General features: G+C 73.5%; 14 protein-coding genes. 7 read left to right on the top strand and 7 right to left on the bottom strand.

What is annotated here, in order from left to right; translation table 11 throughout:
• Window positions 1-59 precede the first annotated feature (59 nt).
• From trpB to lgt, 4 genes are all read left to right on the top strand, one after another.
• Window positions 60-1,343 carry a tryptophan synthase subunit beta gene (gene trpB, locus B7R87_RS06670; RefSeq protein ID WP_006349841.1) on the top strand — a complete coding sequence of 428 codons (1,284 nt, stop codon included), beginning with the start codon at window positions 60-62 and terminating at the stop codon, window positions 1,341-1,343.
• A complete protein-coding gene (trpA, locus tag B7R87_RS06665) occupies window positions 1,340-2,179 on the top strand; it encodes a tryptophan synthase subunit alpha (RefSeq protein WP_006349842.1) in 840 nt (279 codons plus the stop codon). Before trpB ends, trpA begins: the two co-directional genes overlap by 4 nt.
• 112 nt (window positions 2,180-2,291) lie before the next feature.
• Window positions 2,292-3,155 (top strand): DsbA family protein, encoded by an 864-nt coding sequence (locus B7R87_RS06660; RefSeq protein WP_006349843.1) that lies wholly within the window; start codon window positions 2,292-2,294, stop codon window positions 3,153-3,155.
• A 141-nt stretch (window positions 3,156-3,296) separates the two neighbouring features.
• The gene (gene lgt, locus B7R87_RS06655; RefSeq protein ID WP_130584546.1) at window positions 3,297-4,337 is read left to right on the top strand and encodes a prolipoprotein diacylglyceryl transferase; all 1,041 of its coding nucleotides are present in this window, start codon (window positions 3,297-3,299) and stop codon (window positions 4,335-4,337) included.
• A 195-nt stretch (window positions 4,338-4,532) separates the two neighbouring features.
• Here lgt and B7R87_RS06650 read toward each other — a convergent pair whose 3' ends face one another.
• The 7 genes from B7R87_RS06650 to B7R87_RS06620 form a co-directional block, all read right to left on the bottom strand.
• On the bottom strand, window positions 4,533-5,345 hold the full coding sequence (locus B7R87_RS06650; RefSeq protein ID WP_006349845.1) for an HpcH/HpaI aldolase/citrate lyase family protein: 813 nt from the start codon (window positions 5,343-5,345) through the stop codon (window positions 4,533-4,535).
• Window positions 5,342-6,799: a CaiB/BaiF CoA transferase family protein gene (locus tag B7R87_RS06645; RefSeq protein ID WP_006349846.1), complete on the bottom strand. Its 1,458-nt coding sequence runs from the start codon at window positions 6,797-6,799 to the stop codon at window positions 5,342-5,344. Before B7R87_RS06645 ends, B7R87_RS06650 begins: the two co-directional genes overlap by 4 nt.
• A complete protein-coding gene (gene rbsK, locus B7R87_RS06640; RefSeq protein WP_006349847.1) occupies window positions 6,796-7,791 on the bottom strand; it encodes a ribokinase in 996 nt (331 codons plus the stop codon). The genes B7R87_RS06645 and rbsK overlap by 4 nt, the downstream gene beginning before the upstream one ends.
• Complete coding sequence (locus tag B7R87_RS06635) at window positions 7,788-9,362, bottom strand: ADP-ribosylglycohydrolase family protein (protein WP_130584545.1); 1,575 nt, start codon at window positions 9,360-9,362, stop codon at window positions 7,788-7,790. The genes rbsK and B7R87_RS06635 overlap by 4 nt, the downstream gene beginning before the upstream one ends.
• 41 nt (window positions 9,363-9,403) lie before the next feature.
• Entirely contained in the window at window positions 9,404-10,573 is a 1,170-nt protein-coding gene (locus B7R87_RS06630) for an ADP-ribosylglycohydrolase family protein (protein ID WP_006349849.1), read from the bottom strand.
• Window positions 10,497-11,780 (bottom strand): ADP-ribosylglycohydrolase family protein, encoded by a 1,284-nt coding sequence (locus B7R87_RS06625; protein ID WP_130584655.1) that lies wholly within the window; start codon window positions 11,778-11,780, stop codon window positions 10,497-10,499. The genes B7R87_RS06630 and B7R87_RS06625 overlap by 77 nt, the downstream gene beginning before the upstream one ends.
• A gap of 455 nt (window positions 11,781-12,235) precedes the next feature.
• The gene (locus tag B7R87_RS06620; RefSeq protein ID WP_006349851.1) at window positions 12,236-13,342 is read right to left on the bottom strand and encodes an ADP-ribosylglycohydrolase family protein; all 1,107 of its coding nucleotides are present in this window, start codon (window positions 13,340-13,342) and stop codon (window positions 12,236-12,238) included.
• A gap of 344 nt (window positions 13,343-13,686) precedes the next feature.
• Between B7R87_RS06620 and B7R87_RS06615 the strand changes: the two genes are divergently transcribed.
• The 3 genes from B7R87_RS06615 to B7R87_RS06605 all read left to right on the top strand — a co-directional run bounded on the left by B7R87_RS06615 (window position 13,687) and on the right by B7R87_RS06605 (window position 21,748).
• Window positions 13,687-14,415 (top strand): VIT1/CCC1 transporter family protein, encoded by a 729-nt coding sequence (locus B7R87_RS06615; protein WP_130584544.1) that lies wholly within the window; start codon window positions 13,687-13,689, stop codon window positions 14,413-14,415.
• Between the two features lie 1,281 nt (window positions 14,416-15,696).
• A complete protein-coding gene (gene gltB, locus B7R87_RS06610) occupies window positions 15,697-20,295 on the top strand; it encodes a glutamate synthase large subunit (RefSeq protein WP_040916597.1) in 4,599 nt (1,532 codons plus the stop codon).
• Window positions 20,288-21,748 carry a glutamate synthase subunit beta gene (locus B7R87_RS06605; protein WP_006349854.1) on the top strand — a complete coding sequence of 487 codons (1,461 nt, stop codon included), beginning with the start codon at window positions 20,288-20,290 and terminating at the stop codon, window positions 21,746-21,748. The genes gltB and B7R87_RS06605 overlap by 8 nt, the downstream gene beginning before the upstream one ends.
• Window positions 21,749-22,001: the final 253 nt, after the last annotated feature.

Here is a 22,001-nt window from a genome sequence, read left to right as displayed (position 1 = left end):
CCGACGTCTACCGATCCGCACACAGTCAGGGGGCCGTGCGCCCCCGAGGAGTACGCCGGATGTCCACTTCATCCACACCTTCCGCCGGTTCCGCCGGTTCCGCCGGTTCCGGCGAGTTCTTCGTCCCGGACCCGGAAGGGCAGATTCCGAACGCCGCGGGCTACTTCGGCGCCTTCGGCGGCAAGTTCATCCCGGAGGCACTGGTCGCCGCCGTCGACGAGGTCGCCTCCGAGTACGAGAAGGCGAAGACCGACCCCGCCTTCGCGGCCGAGCTGAAGGACCTGCTGGTCAACTACACCGGTCGGCCGAGCCCGCTCACCGAGGTGCCGCGGTTCGCCGAGCACGCCGGGGGCGCGCGGATCTTCCTCAAGCGGGAAGACCTCAACCACACCGGCTCGCACAAGATCAACAACGTGCTGGGGCAGGCATTGCTGACCCGGCGCATGGGCAAGTCCCGGATCATCGCCGAGACCGGCGCGGGACAGCACGGGGTCGCCACCGCCACCGCCTGCGCCCTGTTCGGCCTCGACTGCACCATCTACATGGGTGAGATCGACACCGAGCGGCAGGCCCTGAACGTCGCCCGGATGCGGATCCTGGGCGCCGAGGTCGTCCCCGTGGCCTCCGGCAGCCGGACCCTCAAGGACGCCATCAACGAGGCCTTCCGCGACTGGGTCGCCAATGTCGACACCACGCACTACCTCTTCGGTACGGTCGCGGGCCCGCACCCCTTCCCGGCGATGGTCCGCGACTTCCACCGGGTCATCGGCGTGGAGGCGCGCGGGCAGATCCTCGAACGGGCCGGCCGGCTGCCCGACGCGGCCGTCGCCTGCGTCGGCGGCGGCTCCAACGCGATCGGACTGTTCCACGCCTTCATCCCGGACACCGGGGTCCGCCTGATCGGCTGCGAGGCCGCGGGCCACGGCGTGGAGAGCGGCGAGCACGCAGCCACCCTCACCGTCGGCGAACCCGGAATACTCCACGGCTCGCGGTCCTACGTCCTCCAGGACGACGAGGGCCAGATCACCGAGCCGTACTCCATCTCCGCCGGACTCGACTACCCGGGCATCGGCCCGGAGCACGCCTACCTCAAGGACAGCGGCCGGGGCGAGTACCGCCCGGTCACCGACGACGAGGCGATGCAGGCCCTGCGGCTGCTCTCGCGTACGGAGGGCATCATCCCGGCCATCGAGTCGGCCCACGCCCTCGCCGGGGCCCTGGAGGTCGGGCGGGAGCTGGGACCGGACGGGCTGCTCGTGGTCAGCCTCTCCGGCCGGGGCGACAAGGACATGGACACCGCCGCCCGCTACTTCGGGCTGTACGACGGGGAGAACGCGAAGTGAGCGGGAACGTACGACTGCTGAGCGACACGCTGGCCGCGGCGAAGGCCGAGGGCCGGTCCGCGCTGATCGCCTACCTCCCGGCCGGCTTCCCGACCGTGGACGGCGGGATCGAGGCGGTCAAGGCCGTCTTCGCGGGCGGCGCCGACATCGTCGAGGTGGGGCTGCCGCACAGCGACCCGGTACTGGACGGCCCGGTGATCCAGACTGCCGACGAGATCGCCCTGCGCGGCGGCGTCCGCATCGCCGACGTTCTGCGGACCGTGCGCGAGGCGCATGCGGCGACCGGGAAGCCGGTGCTGGTGATGACGTACTGGAACCCCGTCGACCGCTACGGCGTGGAGCGGTTCACCGCCGAGCTGGCGGAGGCGGGCGGCGCGGGCTGCATCCTGCCCGACCTGCCCGTCGAGGAGTCCGGACTCTGGCGCGAGCACGCCGGCAAGCACGGGCTGGCCACCGTCTTCGTGGTCGCCCCCAGCAGCCGGGACGCCCGGATCGCCACGATCACCGAGGCCGGTTCCGGCTTCGTCTACGCGGCCTCGCTGATGGGTGTCACCGGAACCCGCGCCTCCGTCGGGGCGCAGGCCGAGGACCTGGTACGGCGCGTGCGCGCCACCACCGAACTGCCGGTCTGCGTCGGCCTCGGGGTGTCCACGGCGGCCCAGGCAGAGGAGGTGGCCGGGTTCGCGGACGGGGTGATCGTGGGCTCCGCGTTCGTCAAGCGGATCCTGGACGCGCCCGACACCGACTCCGGGATAGCGGCCGCGCGCGAGCTGGCCGCCGATCTGGCGGCCGGGGTGCGCGAGGGCGCACGCCGGAGCCGGGCGCGGCAGGCGTGAGCGGGGGTTCCGCGGCGGTGAGCGAAACGTGAGGCCTTCGTACGCCTGACACGTACGGGTGGATCTGGGACCGGGGAGGCGCGGGTGCGCCTCCCCGGTTCGTTTGCGGGGTGTGAACGAGAAGCACAACGACAGGAACAACGGGCCGAAGCCGACCCCGCGCGAGCGGATCGAGCGGGAGAACCGGCTGGAGAAGGTCCGTGAGCGGCGACGGCGGACGCTGGTCGTCTCCTCGGCGGTGATCGGCGTCCTCGGGCTGGCGGCCGTGGTGGGGGTGATCGCCGCCAACGCCGACAAGGGGACCAAGGGCAGCGACGGCAGCTCCACCGCCGGGCCGCCGCTGGCTCCCGCGGGCGCGGAGGGCAAGGGGCAGCTCGCGATCCCCGTCGGCGCCACCGACGCCCCGTCGACGCTCACGGTCTGGGAGGACTTCCGCTGCCCGGTCTGCGCCCAGTACGAGAACGTGATGCGGGGCGCCCTGAAGGAGCTGGAGTCCTCCGGACAGCTGCGGGTCGACTACCACTTCGCGACGATCATCGACGGCAATATGGGCGGCAGCGGTTCGCTGCGCGCGGCCAATGCGGTCGCCTGCGCCCAGGACGTGGGCAAATTCGCCCCGTACCACGACGTCCTCTACCGCAACCAGCCGCCGGAGCCGGACGACAAGTTCGCCGACAACGACCGGCTGATCGAGCTGGCGGGCAAGGTCGAAGGACTCGACACTCCGGAGTTCCGGAGCTGTGTGAAGGACGGCCGGCACGACTCCTGGGTCGCCAAATCGAACAAGGCCTTCGCGGAGGGCGGCTTCCGCGGCACCCCGACCGTCCTGCTCAACGGGAAGTCGATCTTCCCCGAGAAGGACGGGCAGCAGATCTCCCCGGAGAATCTGAAGAAGTGGGTCGCCGAGGCGAACAAGGGCAAGAAGGCGGGCACCACGGAACCGTCGAAGCCCTCGGCGGACGCGACACAGCCGTAGTCGGGTCCGGTCGCGGCGGGCCGTCCGGCCCCGGACCCCCGGAACCGGGTTCGGGGCGGGCGGTCCGCGGCAGAGTTATCCATAAGTTGTCCCGGGCGGCTTGCCGCTTCCACTGCTAAGCAAGGTAGCGTCGGTTCCGTCATGGACCTTGCCTACATTCCGAGCCCGTCGTCCGGAGCGATCCACCTGGGACCGCTGCCGCTGCGCGGCTACGCACTCTGCATCATCATCGGCGTCTTCGTGGCCGTCTGGTACGGCAACAAGCGCTGGATCGCCCGCGGCGGCACGGCCGGGACCGTGGCCGACATCGCCGTCTGGGCCGTGCCCTTCGGCCTGGTCGGCGGCCGTCTCTACCATGTGGTCACCGACTACCAGCTCTACTTCAGCGAGGGCAAGAACTGGGTCGACGCCTTCAAGATCTGGGAGGGCGGGCTCGGTATCTGGGGCGCCATCTCCCTGGGGGCCGTCGGAGCCTGGATCGGCTGCCGCCGCCGGGGCATCCCCTTGCCGGCCTGGGCCGACGCCCTCGCACCCGGTATCGCCTTCGCCCAGGCCATCGGACGCTGGGGCAACTGGTTCAACCAGGAGCTCTACGGCAAGCCGACGGATCTGCCCTGGGCGCTGAAGATCAGCGAGGGGGCGAACCGGGAGACCGGGACCTACCACCCGACCTTCCTGTACGAGTCCCTGTGGTGCATCGGTGTCGCCCTGCTCGTGATCTGGGCCGACCGGCGCTTCAAGCTGGGTCACGGCCGGGCCTTCGCGCTGTACGTCGCCGGCTACTGCGCCGGGCGCGCGTGGATCGAGTACCTCCGGGTCGACGAGGCGCACGAGGTCCTCGGGCTGCGGCTCAACGTCTGGACCGCGCTCGTCGTCTTCGTCCTCGCCGTGGTGTACATCGTGGTCTCGGCGCGGCTGCGGCCGGGCCGTGAGGAGGTCGTGGAGCCGGGCCGGCCGGGTGCGGCGGGCGCCGCGAAGACCGGCGAGGCCGACGGTGCGGGCGGTTCGGCCGATGCGGCCGACGGCGGTACGACCGGCGGTGCCGGGTCCGCGGACGACGCGGCGGACCGCAAGCCGGAGAACGGCAAGGCTGAGGACCGCAAGGCCGGGCCGGAGAAGAGCGGGCCGGACCAGGGCGGCAGGGCGGCCGAGGACACCGAGACGGCGGAGGCCGGGGCCTGACGCACACCGCGGGCCGTGCACCCCTCGGGTGCGGAGCGCCCGCGGAGAAGGAACGACGGCAGGCGGCAAGGGGCCGCCGGGACGAAGAGCGTCCCGGCGGCCTCTTGCCGTTGCCGGGCGGCTGGGGCTGGGGCTGCGGCTGTGGCTGCCCGGCCCGGACTCCGGCTCCGCGGCCCGGGTCCCCAGGCCTGGGGCTCAGGGCGCTTCGCGGCGGGCGAGCAGGAGGGTGCGCTCCGCCGCCGCCACGATCGCCGCGTCGACGAAGCGGCCGTCGGGCAGGGCCTGGGCGCCCTCGCCGGTCGCTGCGGCCTTCACCACGGCTGCGGCGGCCGTGATCTCCTCCGGGGTCGGCCGGAAGGCACGTTCGATGACGGGAAGCTGCCGGGGGTGAATGGCGGCGCGGCCCACGAAGCCGAGGGTGCGGCCATGGGTGCAGGAGGCGTAGAGCGCGTCCAGATCGCGGATGTCCGGGAAGACCGACTGGACCGGGGGCGCCAGACCGGCGGCCCGGGCGGCCACCACGATCCGCGAGCGCGGCCAGTCCAGGGCCGCGCTGCCGTCCCGGATCCCCAGATCGGCCCGGAGGTCGGCCTCTCCGATACCGATGCCGCGGACGGCGGGATGGGCGCTCGCGATGGCGTAGGCGTGTTCGATGGCCAGCGCCGATTCCAGCAGGGGGTAGAGCGGGACGCCGGGGGCGAGGTCCGCGACGGGGGGAATGTCAGTGCCGTGTGTCACCTTGGGAACACGGAGGGCGCTCAGACCGGGCAGCCCGGTCAGGGTTTCGATCTCTTCGGGTGAGCGGGGGGAGTTGATGCGGACGTGGACGGGGAGCGGCTGCGGGTCCGTGAGCAGTTCGGCGGTCGCGGCGAGGGCGTACTTCTTGCGGTCGGGGGCGACGGCGTCCTCCAGGTCGACGATGACGACGTCGGCGCCCGAGCGGACGGCCTTCAGGACGACCTCGGGGCGGTCGCCGGGGGCGTAGAGATAGGTGAGGGGGATGTTCACAGGGCCCCTTGGGTGCGGAGTGCGGAGATGTCGTCGGCAGTCAGACCGAGTTCGGTGAGGACGGCGTCGGTGTCGGCGCCGTGGGGGCGGCCGGTCCAGCGGATCGCGCCGGGGGTCTCCGAGAGCCGGAAGAGGACGTTCTGCATACGGATGGTGCCCAGCTCGGGGTCCTCGACCTCGGTGACGCTGTCCAGCGCCCGGTACTGGGGGTCGTCCATCACGTCCCGGATGTCGTAGACGGGCGCGATCGCGGCCTCGGCCTTCTCGAAGGCGGCCAGCACCTCGGAGCGGGGGCGCCGGGCGATCCAGGCGCCGACGGCCTCGTCCAGCTCGTCGGCGTGCTCGGCCCGGCCGCAGCCGGTGGCGAACCAGGGCTCGTCGATCAGCCCGGGCCGGCCGACCAGCCTCATCACCCGTTCGGCGACCGACTGGGCGGAGGTGGACACGGCCACCCAGCAGTCGTCGGCCGTGCGGTACGTGTTGCGGGGCGCGTTGTTGCGGGAGCGGTTGCCCAGCCGGGGCTGGACATAGCCCAGCTGGTCGTACCAGAGCGGCTGCGGTCCGAGGACCGTCAGGATCGGCTCGATGATCGCCATGTCGACCACCTGGCCCCGGCCGGTGGCGGTGCGGGCGGCCAGCGCGGTCAGTACGGCGTAGGAGGTGGCGAGGGCGGCGATGGAGTCGGCGAGACCGAAGGGAGGGAGGGTCGGCGGGCCGTCGGGCTCGCCGGTGGCGGCGGCGAAGCCGCTCATGGCCTCGGCGAGGGTGCCGAAGCCGGGGCGGTGGGAGTACGGGCCGGACTGGCCGAAGCCGGTGACCCGGGTCAGCACCAGCCGCGGGTTGGCCCGGTGCAGCTCCTCCCAGCCGAGGCCCCATTTCTCCAGGGTGCCGGGGCGGAAGTTCTCGATGATCACATCGGCGTCGGCGGCCAGCCTGAGCAGGGTGTCCCGGCCGCCGGGGGCGGACAGGTCGAGGGTGATGGTCCGTTTGTTGCGGCCCAGCAGCTTCCACCAGAGGCCGATGCCGTCCTTGGCGGGGCCGTGCCCCCGGGAGGGGTCGGGGCGGCGGGGATGCTCGACCTTGACGACCTCGGCGCCGAAGTCCCCGAGCAGGGTGGCGGCGAGCGGGCCGGCGAAGAGGGTGGCCAGGTCGAGGACGCGCAGCCCGTGCAGGGGCGGGGCGGGCGGCCCGGCGGCCGGAGACGGCAGGGGGGAGGGCGCCGTGCCGGGTGCCGGGTGCGCTGCGGCGGATACGGAGGGGGCGGACGGTCTGGTCGGCGTGGATGGCGTGGATGGCGTGGATGGCGCGGTCGGGAGGGCGGCCCCGGGCGGCCCCGGCCGCTCCGTGGCTCCGGGTGCGCCGAGTGTGTCGGGTGTGTCGGGGGTGTTGGAGGTGTTGGGTTGTTCGGGTGGTGGGGTGACGCCGGGGGAGGGCGTGGTGCGGGCAGAGGTCATGAGGGGTTGCCGATCTCGGAGTTGGTGGCGGGCGCGGCGGAATCGGTGGGGCGGGGCTCCGTGGCCGGGTGCGGCAGCTCGTCCGGGGAAGCGGCCGTCGCCCGCGTGTACTCGGCGTCGATCTCCGGGCGGTAGGGCATCGACGTCGAAGCGCCCTCCCGCTGGACGCCCAGCGCCGCCGCGCACGAGGCCCAGCGCAGGGCCTGTTCGACCGGTCTGCCTTCGCCGAGGGCGACCGCCAGTGCGCCGGTGAAGGTGTCACCGGCGGCGGTGGTGTCCACGGCGGTGACCGGGGGCGCCGGGACCCGGATCCGGGCGCCGTTCCGGTGGGCGTACAGACAGCCCCGGGCGCCGAGGGTGATCACCACCTCGGGCACCTCCGCGAGCAGCGCCCCGGCGGCTGCCTCCGGGTCGGTGAGCCCGGTGAGCAGGGTCGCCTCGTGCTCATTGGGGATCAGGAGGTCGGTGACGGCGAGCAGTCCGGGCGGCAGGACCCGGGCCGGGGCCGGAGTGAGGACGGTCCGCACCCCGTGGCGCCGCGCCGCGGTGGCACCTTCGACGACGACGGAGAGGGGGAGTTCGAGTTGGAGCAGCAGACTGCCGGCGCCGGCGATGAGGGTTTCGTCGCCGGGGCCGAGGGCCGTGACGGTGCCGTTGGCGCCGGGTACGACGACGATCGCGTTGCCGCCCTCGTCGTCGACGACGATATGGGCGGTGCCGGAGGGGCCTTCCGCGGTGTGCAGGAGATCGGTGTCGACTCCGGACGCCTCCAGCGTGTGCCGGAGCTGTCTGCCGAAGGCGTCGGCGCCGACCGCGCCGATCATGGCGACGTCCCCGCCCGCGCGGGCGGCGGCGACGGCCTGGTTGGCGCCCTTGCCGCCCGGGACCGTCCGGAACTCGCGTCCCGTCACGGTCTCTCCGCGCCGGGGCGCGCGGCCGACGTAGGCGACCAGGTCCATATTGGTGCTGCCGAGCACCACGATGGCTGTCATGGGCGGAGGGCCTCCTGATGCGTGAGGTGGGCGAGGACGTCGAAGCCGATGCCGTCGAATCCGGGGACGGAGCTGGCGAGCCGGTTGCGCAGGGGGGCGGTCCAGCGTCCGGGGATCCGGTCGGGATGTCCGGCGAGCAGTCCGGCGACCGAACCCGCGGTGGCACCGTTGGAGTCGGTGTCCCAGCCGCCGGACACCGCACGGCAGATGGAGCCGGAGAAATCGCCGTCGGCGTGGGTGAGGGCGGCGGCGAGCAGGGCGGCGTTGGGGACGGCGTGCACCCAGTGATAGTGGCCCAGCTCCCGGTGGAGCCGGTCGACGACCGCGTCGAACGAGGGCTCCGCGCGGGCCGCGCCGATCCCCAGCCGGACCCCCCGGGCCAGCCGCGACCCCGGCGGGACGACGGTGAGCCCGGCGGCCAGCGCCCGGTGGACCGTGATCCCGCGACCGCCACCGTTGCTGTCGCCGGGACCGCGACCGTCGCCCCGGCCTCCCGCCGCGGCGGCGACCGTCGCGGCGACGAACATCGCGCCGTAGATGCCGTTCGCCGTATGGGTGAGGGCCGCGTCCCGGTAGGCCTGGGCGGCGGCCGCGCCCGGGTTGCCGGGGTTCGTCCAGCCGTGGACATCGGCCCGGATGGCCGCCCCGATCCACTCCCGGAACGGATTGCGCAGCCGGGCGGTGTCCGGCGGCTCCACTCCGCAGAGCAGATTGCGGTAGGCGACGCGCTCGGCCGTGAAGGTGCGGCCTGCGGGCAGTTCGTCCAGCCAGAGCGCCGCGACGTCCTGGGTGCGGAAGCCGCGTCCGTATCTGCGCAGCAGGACGAGGTTGAGCAGCGGATAGTTGAGGTCGTCGTCCTCCGGCATCCCGTCGATGTTCTCGGCGAGCGACGTCGGCGCGGAGCGGCGGTTCCAGGGGTGGGCCCGGGCCAGTTCGTCGGGCAGCCCTTCGGCGGTGAACCAGGTCCGCAGCGGCCAGTTGCCGGTCGCGGCGGCCAGCGCCCGGATCCCGGCCAGCGGCAGCTTCTCCACCGGCTTGCCCAGCAGACACCCCACGGCCCGGCCCAGCCAGGCGGCGTGCAGGGCGTCCCCGTAGCCGGTGCCCGGCCCCGGGCGGGTCCGGCGCGGCGCCGGGCTCCCGGCGGCCGTCCGGCCGCCCGGAGGGGTGGTCCCGCCGTCCGACGCGGGCCAGTCGGGACAGGCGGCCAGGATCGCGGGCAGGTCCGTGGGCTCGTGCGCCCCGAAGCCGTACCGCGAATCGGGGTGTTCCCCGCGTTCCCCGAGTTCCCCGAGTTCGGCCAGTTCGTCGAGTTCATCGAGGAGTCGCCCCGCGAGTTCGCGCAGCCCGGGCGGTGCGGGGACGGGGGAGGCGCCCGCGGCCGGGGGCGCGGCCGTACCGCCCGCCGCCTCCCACCGGGCCGCCACCGCCGCGATGGCCCCGGGGTCCCGCCCGTCCTCCGCGGCCTGCCGCAGCTCGTGACCGACGAGGTCCTCCGGCTGCACCCAGGTGAGCCGCAGCCCCCCGCTGGCCCGGCCCGGCGGCGCGGGGGCCGCCGGAAGCGCCGGGTTCATCGGGTGCCTCGGGGGTGCCGGTGGCGCGGGGTGCGTTGGGTTCACCGGGGGGTCTCCGTCAGAAGAGTGAAGGCCTCTTCCCGAGCCCGGCGGCGGGCCGTGTCGCGGACGAAGATCTCCCGGGCGACCGCAGCGAGTTCACGGGCGGTGGCGTCCAGATCCAGCCTGCTCGCCTCGACGACCGTCTTCGCCCATTCGTGCGGGACGACCGCCGCGCCGTGCAGAGCGCCCGCGATCGCGCCCGCCATGGTGGCGATGGAATCGCAGTCCCTGCCGTAGTTCACCGAGCCCAGCACCGAACGCCGGTAGTCGCCGCCGCCGATCAGCAGCATGCCCAGTGCGATCGGCAGCTCCTCGACGGCGTGCAGCCGCGAGGGGCGGCGCGCGCCGAGACCGGGGGAGCGGTAGTCCGGGCCGACCGTGTCGTAGGGGGCCATCGCCGCCCGCAGCGGACTGAGCGCGGGCTCGAAGTCCGTATGCCGTACGGCGACTTCCGCGACCGCTTCGATCGCCGCCCGGGTCCCGTCCTTGGCCAGCGAGAGCGCCGTGTCCACGACCGATGCCGGGGTGGCGCCCGGAGTGCAGGCCGCGGCGACCGAGGCCGCGAAGACCCCGGCCGCCTCCCGGCCGTAGGACGACTGGTGCGCGCCCGCGATATCGAGCGCCTCGGCGTACGCGGCCGCCGGATCGGCCGCGTTGACCAGCCCGACGGGCGCCATGTACATCGCCGCGCCGCAGTTGACGATATTGCCGCTGCCCGCCTCGCGCGGATCGACATGCCCGTAGTGCAGCCGTGCCACCAGCCACTTCTCCGCCAGGAAGATCCGCTGGAGCGGCAGGGCCTCCGCCTCCAGGTCCGGGATCCACCGGGGGGTGCCCATCAGGTCGGGCACCAGGTGCTCCGCGACGGCATGGGCGTCGAGGTGATCCCGTACCGTCGCGTACACCCTGATCAGCGCATGGGTCATCAGGGTGTCGTCGGTGATGTGGCCATTGCCCTTGTGGTACGGGGCGATGGGGCGCGCGGTGCGCCACTCGTCACCGTTCCAGGGCCCGACGATGCCCTGGACCCGCCCGCCGTGCCGTTCCGCGATCTGCTCGGGCGTGTACCCCTCGACGGGACCCCCGAGCGCGTCACCGACCGCCGCGCCCGTCAGCGCGCCCGCGATGCGGTCGTCGAGTCCGTTTGCTGTGTGTGCTGTTGGCGTCATGTCGGAATTGTCCACCCGGGGTGGTCTGTTCCGCGGGTGCCAGGCGCCCGGCGAGTTCCACCAGATCGGTGCCCGCGAGCCGGGGGAGCGCACAGCCCGCGAGGGTGCGGCAGGCCTCCCGCCAGGACGCCGGAACGGCCGCGCCGCCGCCGAGTGCCCCGGTCAGGGCCCCGGCGAGGGCGGGCGCCGAATCAGCGACCCGGGACAGACACGCCGCCGTCGGCACCGCTTCGGCGACCCGGCCGCGGGCCGCCGTCGCCACGGCCAGCGCCACCGGAACGGTCTCCGCCGCGGCGATGCCGTAGCTGTAGACGTGGTCGACGATCTGATGCTCCAGCAGGGGTACGAGCGCGAACGCCGCGCAGTCGCCCGTCAGGGACCGGGCCAGCCGGACCGCGTGCCGGCCGTTGCGGCCGATCTCGGTGGTGGCGGGCAGCTGGGCGAGGGCGGCGTCCACGGCTTCGTCGACGTCCGCGCCGCCGAGTGCGGCTGCCACGGCGGCGGCCATCGCCCGCGCGCCGTGCACCCCGTCGCCGTCCTGGGTGTAGCGGGCGTCGAACTCCGCGAGCCCGGCGGCGGCTTCCGGATCACCCGGGTGGACGACCGCCAGTACCGCGGCCCGTACACAGGCCGCGTCGTCGAAGTAGTGCGGATTGTCGTGACCGGTCGCGGGCGGCCGCAGCCCGGTGGCGAGATTGCCCAGCCCCGCCCGTACGGAGATCCTCGCCCGCAGCGGAAGGACCGCCGACTCCACCTCGGGGGCCCGGGCGGCGGCCGCGGCGACCTCGGCGGCGAGGGAGTTCCACGCCAGGTCCACGGCGGCGCGCGGCCGGTGCTCCGGCGGCATGTCCGCGAACAGCTCACCGGCCGCCGTCAGAACGGTCTCGGCGGCGAAGGCGGCCCACTCGGCGTCGTCGGAGGGGCCGAGGCGGAGCGGTTCGGGAGGCTGGTTGAGGGCGATGGGCACGGGGAGGGTGGTGGTCGCGTTCTGCTCGGCGAAGGTGTCCAGCTCGCGGGTGAGCCGCCGGGTCCACTCGGGCATCCGCGCGGCCCGGTGCCGAGCGGCGGGCCACCCGGCCGCGTCCCCGGCGGCGAGCCCGAGGAGCAGCCCTTCGACGGGGCGGTGCGCGACGGCGGTAGCGGCCGGGAGCGGGACCGCGGGTGCGCCGGAGCCGGATTCCGTACGGTTCGGGGCGCCCGTCCCCAGTCTCTCACCGGCCGTTGCCGCACGGCCGGGGCCCCCGGCGCCGTCCGTACGGGGAACGGTCCTCGCGGCGGCCCGGGATGGTGGCGCGGTCGCGGTCGCGGCCGTACCGGTGGCGCGGGCCGTCGTGCCGGTGCTTCCTCCGAGTGCGTCGGCCCCGGCACCGTCCGTCCCCGCGGGCCCGGACACGGTCCCCGTCCCGGCCGGGGAGCGGTGCACCAGGCGGACCGTTCCTGCGGGGGCCGTGGTCCGGGCGGTCCCCGCTTCCGGGCGGGGCGGGGCGGGCTCGTACGGTTCCTCCCCGCGCTCCCGGCCGCCGCCGGGCGGACCGGCCTCCGGAGCCGGGGCACGCTCGGGGCCCGGGTCCGGTGCCGCGTCGTGGGGCGCGCCCGCGCCTGTGCCCGTGCCCGGGTCGGGGGCCGGTTCCGAGGGCGCCAGGCCCTCCTCCGTACCGGTCGTCACGATGCCGCCTCCGGGTCCCCGCCGTGGCCCGGCAGCTCGTCGGGGATCAGCAGATCGGCGATGTCCAGGATGTGATGGCCCGCCATCGACGGCAGACAACTGCCCCGGACCGGTCCGATCGCCGCCGCCCACTCCGCCGGAATCGCCCCGATGCCCTGGACCGCCCCCGCCAGCGCCCCCGCGACGGCAGCCGTCGTATCGGCGTCCCGGCCCATGTTGACCGCCGTGAGCACCGACGTACGGAAGTCCCCGCGCGCCGCCGTGAACGCGCCGAACGCCAGCCCCACCGCCTCCGGCGCGAGGTCCGTCCACGGATAGCCGCCGATGACCACCGACGAGCGCACCGCGCGCTCCATCGACAGCGCGTCGGGGTAGGAGCGCTGCGCGGTGACGACGCCCCGGCGCAAGGAGCGGGCCGTCCACGAGTCCATCGGAATCACCGAGAGGGCCGCCCCGATCACCCCGGCCGGACCCGCGCCCGACATCGCGGCGGCGACCCCCGCGGCGACCGCCTGGCCGCCGTAGATCCCCTCGCCGTCGTGGCTCACGGAGCCGTCGATCGTGACCAGCCGGGCCGCCTCCAGGGGGCGGCCCGCCGCGAAGACCCCGAACGGCGCGGCCCGCATGGCCAGTCCGTCGCTCCACGCGTGCCGGTGCTGCGCCGAGATGGGCGCGGCGAGCCCGCGCCGGAGGTTCTCCAGGGTGCCGCGTTCGCTGAAGCCCGCACCGCGGAAGGGCCCCTCGTCGAGGTCGGCGATCCAGTGGTGCCAGGCCTGTTCGACATGGGCCACGGTGAGCGCGGAGCCGTGGCGGGCGAGGAGCAGACCGGAGAAGATCGCGTACTCGGTGTCGTCCGTACCGGCCGGGTCGTTGTCGACGAAACCCTCGATACGGCCCCAGCGGCGGCGGATCTCGGACGGCCGCATGTTCTCCGCGGGGGCGCCGAGCGCGTCGCCCACCGCCAGTCCCAGCAGCGCGCCGCAGGCCCGGTCGTGCAGGGGCGGGGCGGAGACGGCGGGGACCGGCGCCGGGCCGGCCGGGGCCGTCGGGGGTAGTGGCGCGCCGTCGAACGGATCGACGGGATTGCATGCAACCAACTCCATGATGCGGGCCCCTTTCGCGCGCGAGCCTGTTGCCTGCATCTGTGCCACACACGAAGCGTCACAAGACCGCGAAACACCGATAACCACCGAGAAATGCATTGATGGCGCTGATTGTCACCCGCTGGAGCCCAGGTAAGTATGCCCTGCCTTGCTGGCGCGCCCCTTACATCGCGCGTATTTTCGAGATCGTTCCGATCGTTCGGATCGTTCGGACAGTTCAAGGGGTCGCCGGGGCGAACGTTCCGGCGGGCAAGAGGTCTTCAGGGTTGCCCGGCAACCGGCCCCCGGGCCGGGCCCGCGGCCCGGCCGCCCGGGAGGGCGGGGCACGACAGAAGGGGAGAACCGTGGCCGTCATCGAGTCCGTCGCGAGCCTGCACGAGGCGCATCGCGACAACCACACGCACCGGGACGTCAACGGCGGCTGGCTGCGGCCCGCGGTCTTCGGGGCGATGGACGGGCTGGTCTCCAATCTGGCGCTGATGACCGGTGTCGCGGGCGGTGCCGTCGCCCAGCAGACCATCGTCATCACCGGTCTCGCCGGACTCGCGGCCGGGGCGTTCTCCATGGCCGCGGGCGAGTACACCTCCGTCGCCTCCCAGCGGGAGCTGGTCCAGGCGGAACTGGACGTGGAGCGGCGCGAGTTGCGCAGGCATCCGGTGGACGAGATGGAGGAGCTGGCGGCGCTGTACGTCTCGCGGGGCGTCGAGCCGGCGCTGGCGCGGGAGGTCGCGGCGCAGCTCTCCCGCGATCCCGAGCAGGCGCTGGAGATCCACGCCCGGGAGGAGCTGGGGATCGACCCGGACGACCTGCCGTCGCCGCTGGTCGCGGCGGTCTCCTCGTTCGGGGCGTTCGCCCTCGGCGCGCTGGTGCCGCTGCTGCCCTATCTGCTGGGCGCGACGGCGCTGTGGCCCGCGGTGCTGCTGGCCCTGATCGGACTCTTCGGCGCGGGTGCGCTTGTGGCACGTGTCACCGCCCGTAGCTGGTGGTTCAGCGGCCTGCGGCAGCTCGCGCTGGGCGGTGTGGCGGCGGCGCTCACCTACGGTTTGGGCGCTGCGCTGGGCGCGGCGCTGTAGCCACCGGCGGGGGCCGCCTTGCGCCGTCCCCGCGGGGCCGCCGGGTTCCACGGGCCCGCCCTTCGGCTGCGCCGAGCGGTGGCGAGCGGGGCAGCCATGGGCCTTCCGGCCGCGGGCAGGGCGCTCCCCGGTCGGCCCGGGCGCCCCGATGGTCCGGCCCGGTCCGGAGCCCGGCCGGACGCGGTGCCCATCCGGGGTCGGGCCGGGGGGTAGGGCGCTCCCCGTGTGCGGGCTCGGGTGCCCCGCGGGTCGGCCCGGTCCGGCGTCCGGCGGGACGCGGTGCCCCTCCGGGGAGCGGGGTGCTCTCGGGTGCGGCCATGACCGGGCCCTGATCCGCTTCGGCGCTCCCGGCTCGGGGTCGAACACGGCGGGCGTGGGGGCATCAGGCTCAGCGCGGTCGGAGAAGAGCTCGTCGTTGGCGGCCGCGCCGAGTCGCCTGGCCGCGCGCCCGCCCGGTCGGCCCGGTCCGGCGTCCGGCGGGACGGGGTGGGTTTTCCGGGTTCGGTCCGCGGGAGCGGGGTGCACTCCTGTACGGGCCCGAGCGCCTGCCCGGTCGGCCTGGTCCGGAGCCCGCCCGGTCGGCCCGGTCCGGAGCCCGGCCGGACGCAGTGGGCCCCGGGCCCGGGTGGCGGCGCGCTCTCCCGTACGGGCCCCAGGCCCGCCCGGTCGGCCCGGTCCGGAGCCCGGCCGGACGCAGTGGGCCCCGGGCCCGGGTGGCGGCGCGCTCTCCCGTACGGGCCCCAGGCCCGCCCGGTCGGCCCGGTCCGGAACCCGGACGGGCGCCCCGTGCCGCCGGTTCCGGTGCGTCCCGGCGGCCGTACCTTCACCCTCCGTAACGCCTTACACGCCCCGGGTTCCGCGGTGCACCGCCCCGGTCCGCCCGGGCGTACGGCTTCTGCCGCCGCCCGCCCTGCCTGGGGAAAATCCCCCGGAGGCCCACCTGGAGGGGCCTTGGGCCGCCGGGTCTGAGACACTGGGCCCGGCGCCCGCGAAAGCAGGTGAGCGGGCGGTTTCGACAGCGCCGTCACCGGGCATGAGCCACAGGCGCCGCGGGCAATGAAGCCCGCTCGCCCCCGGTCCAGCGGAATCCGCAATCTCCCGGCTCGACATCCGATCCCCGGCACGGAACCCACGACCACACACCCACCGCGGTTGTCCGCATGCTGGAATGAGAAATCCACTTCTCGGGAATCATTCCATCATGTAACCTGCACGAAATTTCGCAGAGGGCCAACGTCGTCCCTCGGCACAGCACATGCCACGACGACGACGGGAGAGCCGATGCGTTCCGACGCCTGGTCGCCCATGGACGGTCGCCCCGCCCCCCAGGGGATGTACGACCCCCGTAACGAGCACGACGCCTGCGGTGTCGGGTTCGTGGCCACCCTTACCGGTGTGGCCAGCCATGAGCTGGTGGAACAGGCGCTGACGGTCCTGCGGAATCTGGAGCACCGCGGCGCGACCGGATCGGAACCCGACTCGGGGGACGGCGCCGGAATCCTGCTGCAGGTGCCGGACGCGTTCCTCCGCGAGGTCAGCGGCTTCGAGCTCCCCGAGCCCGGCGCGTACGCCGTCGGCACCGCCTTCCTGCCGCACAGCGCCACCGACGCCACCGAGGCGACGGACGGTACGGACAGCGCCACCGAGACCGCCGTCTCGCGTATCGAGACGATCGCCCGTGAGGAGGGCCTCACGGTCCTCGGCTGGCGCGAGGTCCCGGTCACCCCCGACCTCCTCGGCAACGGCGCCCGCGCCACCATGCCGGTCTTCCGCCAGCTCTTCGTCGCCGACGGCCGGAGCACGGGCCTGGCCCTGGACCGCAAGGCCTTCGTCCTGCGCAAGCGTGCCGAGCGCGAGGCCGGGGTGTACTTCCCCTCCCTCTCCGCCCGCACCATCGTCTACAAGGGCATGCTCACCACCGGGCAGCTGGAGCCCTTCTTCCCGGACCTGTCGGACCGGCGCCTCGCCACCGCGATCGCCCTCGTCCACTCCCGGTTCTCCACCAACACCTTCCCGAGCTGGCCGCTGGCCCACCCGTACCGCTTCGTCGCCCACAACGGCGAGATCAACACGGTCAAGGGCAACCGCAACTGGATGCGGGCCCGGGAGTCCCAGCTCGTCAGCGACGTCTTCGGCGAGCGCGAGCTGGACCGCATCTTCCCGGTCTGTACGCCGGACGCCTCCGACTCCGCCTCCTTCGACGAGGTGCTGGAGCTGCTCCACCTCGGCGGCCGCTCGCTGCCGCACTCCGTGCTGATGATGGTCCCCGAGGCGTGGGAGAACCACGACTCCATGGATCCGGCCCGGCGCGCCTTCTACCAGTACCACTCCACGATGATGGAGCCCTGGGACGGCCCCGCCTGCGTCACCTTCACCGACGGCACCCAGGTCGGCGCGGTCCTCGACCGCAACGGACTCCGCCCCGGCCGCTACTGGGTCACCGACGACGGCCTGGTGGTCCTCTCCTCCGAGGTCGGCGTCCTCGACATCGACCCCGCCAAGGTCGTCCGCAAGGGCCGCCTCCAGCCCGGCCGGATGTTCCTCGTGGACACCGTCGAGCACCGGATCATCGAGGACGACGAGATCAAGTCGTCGCTCGCCGCCGAGCAGCCGTACGCCGAGTGGCTGGACGCGGGCACCATCGAGCTGAGCGATCTGCCCGAGCGCGAGCACATCGTCCACACCCACGCCTCCGTCACCCGCCGCCAGCAGACCTTCGGCTACACCGAGGAGGAGCTGCGGGTCCTGCTCGCCCCCATGGCGCGCACCGGCATGGAGCCGATCGGCTCCATGGGCACGGACTCCCCGATCGCCGCCCTCTCCGAGCGGCCCCGGCTGCTGTTCGACTACTTCACCCAGCTGTTCGCGCAGGTGACGAACCCGCCGCTGGACGCCATCCGCGAGGAGCTGGTGACGTCCCTGCACTCGTCGCTGGGCCCCGGCGGCAATCTGCTCGACCCCAACGCCGCCTCCTGCCGCAGCGTCACCCTCCCCTTCCCGGTGATCGACAACGACGAGCTGGCCAAGCTCATCCACATCAACGCCGACGGCGACATGCCGGGGATGAAGGCCGTCACGCTCTCCGGTCTCTACCGGGTCTCCGGCGGCGGCGATGCGCTCGCCGCCCGGCTGGAGGCCGTCTGCGCCGAGGCCGACACCGCCATCGAGGACGGCGCCCGGCTGATCGTCCTCTCCGACCGGCACTCCGACGCCGAGCACGCGCCGATCCCGTCGCTGCTGCTCACCTCCGCCGTGCACCACCACCTCATCCGCACCAAGCAGCGCACCAAGGTCGGGCTGCTGGTCGAGGCGGGCGATGTGCGCGAGGTCCACCATGTCGCGCTGCTCATCGGCTACGGCGCCGCCGCGGTCAACCCGTACCTGGCCATGGAGTCCGTCGAGGACCTCGTCCGCGCCGACACCTTCATCAACGGCATCGAGTCCGAGCAGGCCATCCGCAACCTCATCTACGCCCTCGGCAAGGGCGTGCTGAAGGTCATGTCCAAGATGGGCATCTCGACCGTCGCCTCCTACCGCGGAGCCCAGGTCTTCGAGGCCATCGGCCTCGACGAGGGCTTCGTCGGCACCTACTTCGACGGCACCGCCTCCAAGATCGGCGGCGCCGGTATCGCGGTGATCGCCGGCGAGGTCGCCGCCCGCCACGCCAAGGCGTACCCGGTGTCCGGGGTCGCCTCGGCGCACCGCGCGCTGGACATCGGCGGCGAGTACCAGTGGCGCCGCGAGGGCGAGCCGCACCTCTTCGACCCGGACACCGTCTTCCGGCTCCAGCACGCCACCCGCACCCGCCGCTACGACATCTTCAAGCAGTACACGGACCGGGTGAACGAGCAGTCCGAGCGGCTGATGACGCTCCGCGGGCTCTTCGGCTTCGCCGAGGGCCGCGAGCCGGTGCCGCTGGACGAGGTCGAGCCGGTCTCCGAGATCGTCAAGCGGTTCTCCACCGGTGCCATGTCGTACGGCTCCATCTCCCGCGAGGCGCACGAGACCCTCGCCATCGCGATGAACCGCCTCGGCGGCAAGTCCAACACCGGTGAGGGCGGCGAGGACCCCGAGCGCCTCTACGACCCCGAGCGCCGCTCCTCCATCAAGCAGGTCGCCTCCGGCCGCTTCGGCGTCACCAGCGAGTACCTCGTCAACGCCGACGACATCCAGATCAAGATGGCCCAGGGCGCCAAGCCCGGCGAGGGCGGCCAGCTGCCCGGCCACAAGGTCTACCCCTGGGTGGCCAAGACCCGGCACTCCACCCCCGGCGTCGGACTGATCTCCCCGCCGCCGCACCACGACATCTACTCCATCGAGGATCTCGCGCAGCTGATCCACGATCTGAAGAACGCCAACCCGCAGGCCCGGATCCACGTCAAGCTGGTCTCCGAGGTCGGTGTCGGCACCGTCGCCGCGGGCGTCTCCAAGGCCCACGCCGATGTCGTGCTGATCTCCGGCCACGACGGCGGCACCGGCGCCTCCCCGCTCACCAGCCTCAAGCACGCGGGCGGCCCCTGGGAGCTGGGCCTGGCCGAGACCCAGCAGACGCTGCTGCTCAACGGTCTGCGCGACCGGATCGTCGTCCAGACCGACGGCCAGCTCAAGACCGGTCGTGACGTCGTCATCGCCGCCCTGCTGGGCGCCGAGGAGTTCGGTTTCGCCACGGCGCCGCTCGTCGTCTCCGGCTGCGTCATGATGCGCGTCTGCCACCTCGACACCTGCCCGGTCGGCATCGCCACCCAGAACCCGGTGCTGCGCGACCGCTTCTCCGGCAAGGCCGAGTACGTCGTCAACTTCTTCGAGTTCATCGCCGAGGAGGTCCGCGAGCTCCTCGCCGAGCTGGGCTTCCGTACCCTCCGGGAGGCCGTCGGCCACGCCGAACTCCTGGACACCGCCCGCGCCGTGCACCACTTCAAGGGGCAGGGCCTCGACCTGGCGCCGCTGTTCCACGTGCCCGGGCTGGCCGAGGGCGCGGTCCGCCACGCCCTGGTCGAGCAGGACCACGGGCTGGCGAAGGCGCTGGACAACCAGCTGGTGAAGCTGGCGGCCGACGCGCTCAACGCCGAGTCCGCCGAGGCGGCCCAGCCGGTCCGCGCCCAGGTCGCGATCCGGAACATCAACCGGACCGTCGGCACGATGCTCGGCTACGAGGTCACCCGCCGCTTCGGCGGCGCCGGGCTCCCCGACGACACCATCGACATCACCTTCACCGGCTCGGCGGGCCAGTCCTTCGGCGCCTTCGTGCCCCGCGGTGTCACGCTCCGCCTGGAGGGCGACGCCAACGACTACGTCGGCAAGGGCCTCTCCGGCGGCCGGGTCGTCGTCCGTCCCGACCGGGCCGCCGACCACCTCGCCGAGTACTCCACCATCGCGGGCAACACCATCGCCTACGGCGCCACCGGCGGCGAGATCTTCCTCCGCGGCCGTACCGGCGAGCGGTTCTGCGTCCGCAACTCCGGCGCGACCGTCGTCTCCGAGGGCGTCGGCGACCACGGCTGCGAGTACATGACCGGCGGCCACGCCGTCGTCCTCGGCGAGACCGGGCGCAACTTCGCGGCCGGTATGTCCGGCGGTGTCGCGTACGTCGTCGACCTCGACCGCGACAACGTCAACGCGGGAAATCTGGCGGCCGTCGAGCCGCTGACCGACTCCGACCGGCAGTGGCTGCACGACGTCGTGCGCCGCCACCAGGAGGAGACGGGCTCCACCGTCGCCGGAAAGCTGCTCGCCGACTGGGAGACGAACGCCGCCCGCTTCAGCAAGATCATCCCGACCACGTACAAGGCAGTGCTCGCCGCCAAGGACGCCGCTGAGCTCGCCGGTCTCTCCGAGCAGGAGACCACCGAGAAGATGATGGAGGCGGCGACCCATGGCTGACCCCAAGGGCTTCCTGACCACCGGCCGCGAGGTCGCCAAGACCCGTCCGGTCGGTGAGCGCCTCAAGGACTGGAACGAGGTCTACGTCCCCGGCTCCCTGCTGCCGATCATCAGCAAGCAGGCCGGGCGCTGCATGGACTGCGGCATCCCGTTCTGCCACAACGGCTGCCCGCTCGGGAATCTGATCCCCGAGTGGAACGACTACGCCTACCGGGAGGACTGGGCCGCCGCCTCCGAGCGGCTGCACGCCACCAACAACTTCCCCGAGTTCACCGGGCGGCTCTGCCCCGCGCCCTGCGAGGCGGCCTGTGTGCTGGGCATCAACCAGCCCGCGGTCACCATCAAGAACGTCGAGGTCTCCATCATCGACAAGGCGTGGGACTCGGGCGACGTCACCCCGCAGCCCCCGGAGCGGCTCTCCGGCAAGACGGTCGCCGTGATCGGCTCGGGACCGGCCGGTCTGGCCGCCGCCCAGCAGCTCACCCGGGCCGGCCACACCGTCGCGGTCTACGAGCGGGCCGACCGCATCGGCGGACTGCTGCGGTACGGCATCCCCGAGTTCAAGATGGAGAAGGTGCACATCAACCGCCGCATCGAGCAGATGCGCGCGGAGGGCACCAAGTTCCGCACCGAGGTGGAGATCGGCGTGGACGTCGACGCGGCCCAGCTGCGCCGCCGCTACGACGCCGTCGTCATCGCCGCCGGGGCGACCGTCTCCCGCGATCTGCCCGTCCCCGGCCGGGAGCTGAACGGCATCCACTTCGCGATGGAGTACCTGCCGCTCGCCAACAAGGTGCAGGAGGGCGACTTCGTCGCCCCGCCGATCACCGCCGAGGGCAAGCACGTCGTCGTCATCGGCGGCGGCGACACCGGCGCGGACTGCGTCGGCACCGCCCACCGGCAGGGCGCGGCCTCCGTCACCCAGCTGGAGATCATGCCCCGGCCGGGCGAGGAGCGCAGCGCCGGCCAGCCGTGGCCGACGTTCCCGATGCTCTACAAGGTGACCTCGGCCCACGAGGAGGGCGGCGAGCGCGTGTACGCCGTCTCGACCACCCGCTTCGAGGGCGACGAGGACGGCAATGTGGCCGCCCTGCACCTGGTGGAGGTCGACTTCGTCGACGGGAAGCTCACCCCGAGGGCCGGCACCGAGCGCCGGATCCCGGCCCAGCTGGTGACGCTGGCGATGGGCTTCACCGGCACCGACCGGTCCAACGGGCTCGTCGACCAGTTCGGCCTGGAGCTGGACGACCGCGGCAATGTCGCCCGCGACGCCGATTTCGCGACCAACGTCGACGGGGTATTCGTCGCCGGTGACGCCGGCCGCGGCCAGTCGCTGATCGTCTGGGCGATCGCCGAGGGCCGTTCGGCGGCGCGCGGCGTCGACCGCTTCCTGACCGGCGCGAGCGAACTGCCCGCCCCGATCCGCCCGACGGACCGTGCTCTGACGGTCTGACCCGGGAAGTCTCTCCCTTGGCCCGGCCGACCCGGCCGGATCCACGGGAGACGACCCGCGGCACTCCGGTACGCGAAAGCCGCCGGAGGGCCGGAAGACGTCCCGTACAACGGCGTACGGAACTGATCGCGGCGCCTGCCCCGTCCCCGACCGGACACCGGGCAGGCGCTGCGGCGTGTCCCGGCCGGGATCACCCCCTCACCGCGGGGCCGGTGATCCCGGCCGAACGGCATCAACTGTCGTACACCTGACG

Origin of the sequence: Streptomyces tsukubensis, assembly GCF_003932715.1 — a bacterium.
Classification (GTDB): Bacteria; Actinomycetota; Actinomycetes; order Streptomycetales; family Streptomycetaceae; genus Streptomyces; species Streptomyces tsukubensis.
Note: the sequence above shows the minus strand (reverse complement) of the source record. Positions and strands in the feature narration are given on the sequence as shown.

Excerpts from the sequence above, each read along its gene's own strand:
- lgt (WP_130584546.1), top strand. The coding sequence starts at position 3,297 with ATGGACCTTGCCTACATTCCGAGCCCGTCGTCCGGAGCGATCCACCTG.
- gltB (WP_040916597.1), top strand. The coding sequence starts at position 15,697 with ATGCGTTCCGACGCCTGGTCGCCCATGGACGGTCGCCCCGCCCCCCAG.
- B7R87_RS06645 (WP_006349846.1), bottom strand. The coding sequence starts at position 6,799 with ATGACCTCTGCCCGCACCACGCCCTCCCCCGGCGTCACCCCACCACCC.
- B7R87_RS06620 (WP_006349851.1), bottom strand. The coding sequence starts at position 13,342 with ATGGAGTTGGTTGCATGCAATCCCGTCGATCCGTTCGACGGCGCGCCA.
- B7R87_RS06635 (WP_130584545.1), bottom strand. The coding sequence starts at position 9,362 with ATGAACCCGGCGCTTCCGGCGGCCCCCGCGCCGCCGGGCCGGGCCAGC.
- B7R87_RS06630 (WP_006349849.1), bottom strand. The coding sequence starts at position 10,573 with ATGACGCCAACAGCACACACAGCAAACGGACTCGACGACCGCATCGCG.
- rbsK (WP_006349847.1), bottom strand. The coding sequence starts at position 7,791 with ATGACAGCCATCGTGGTGCTCGGCAGCACCAATATGGACCTGGTCGCC.
- B7R87_RS06605 (WP_006349854.1), top strand. The coding sequence starts at position 20,288 with ATGGCTGACCCCAAGGGCTTCCTGACCACCGGCCGCGAGGTCGCCAAG.
- trpB (WP_006349841.1), top strand. The coding sequence starts at position 60 with ATGTCCACTTCATCCACACCTTCCGCCGGTTCCGCCGGTTCCGCCGGT.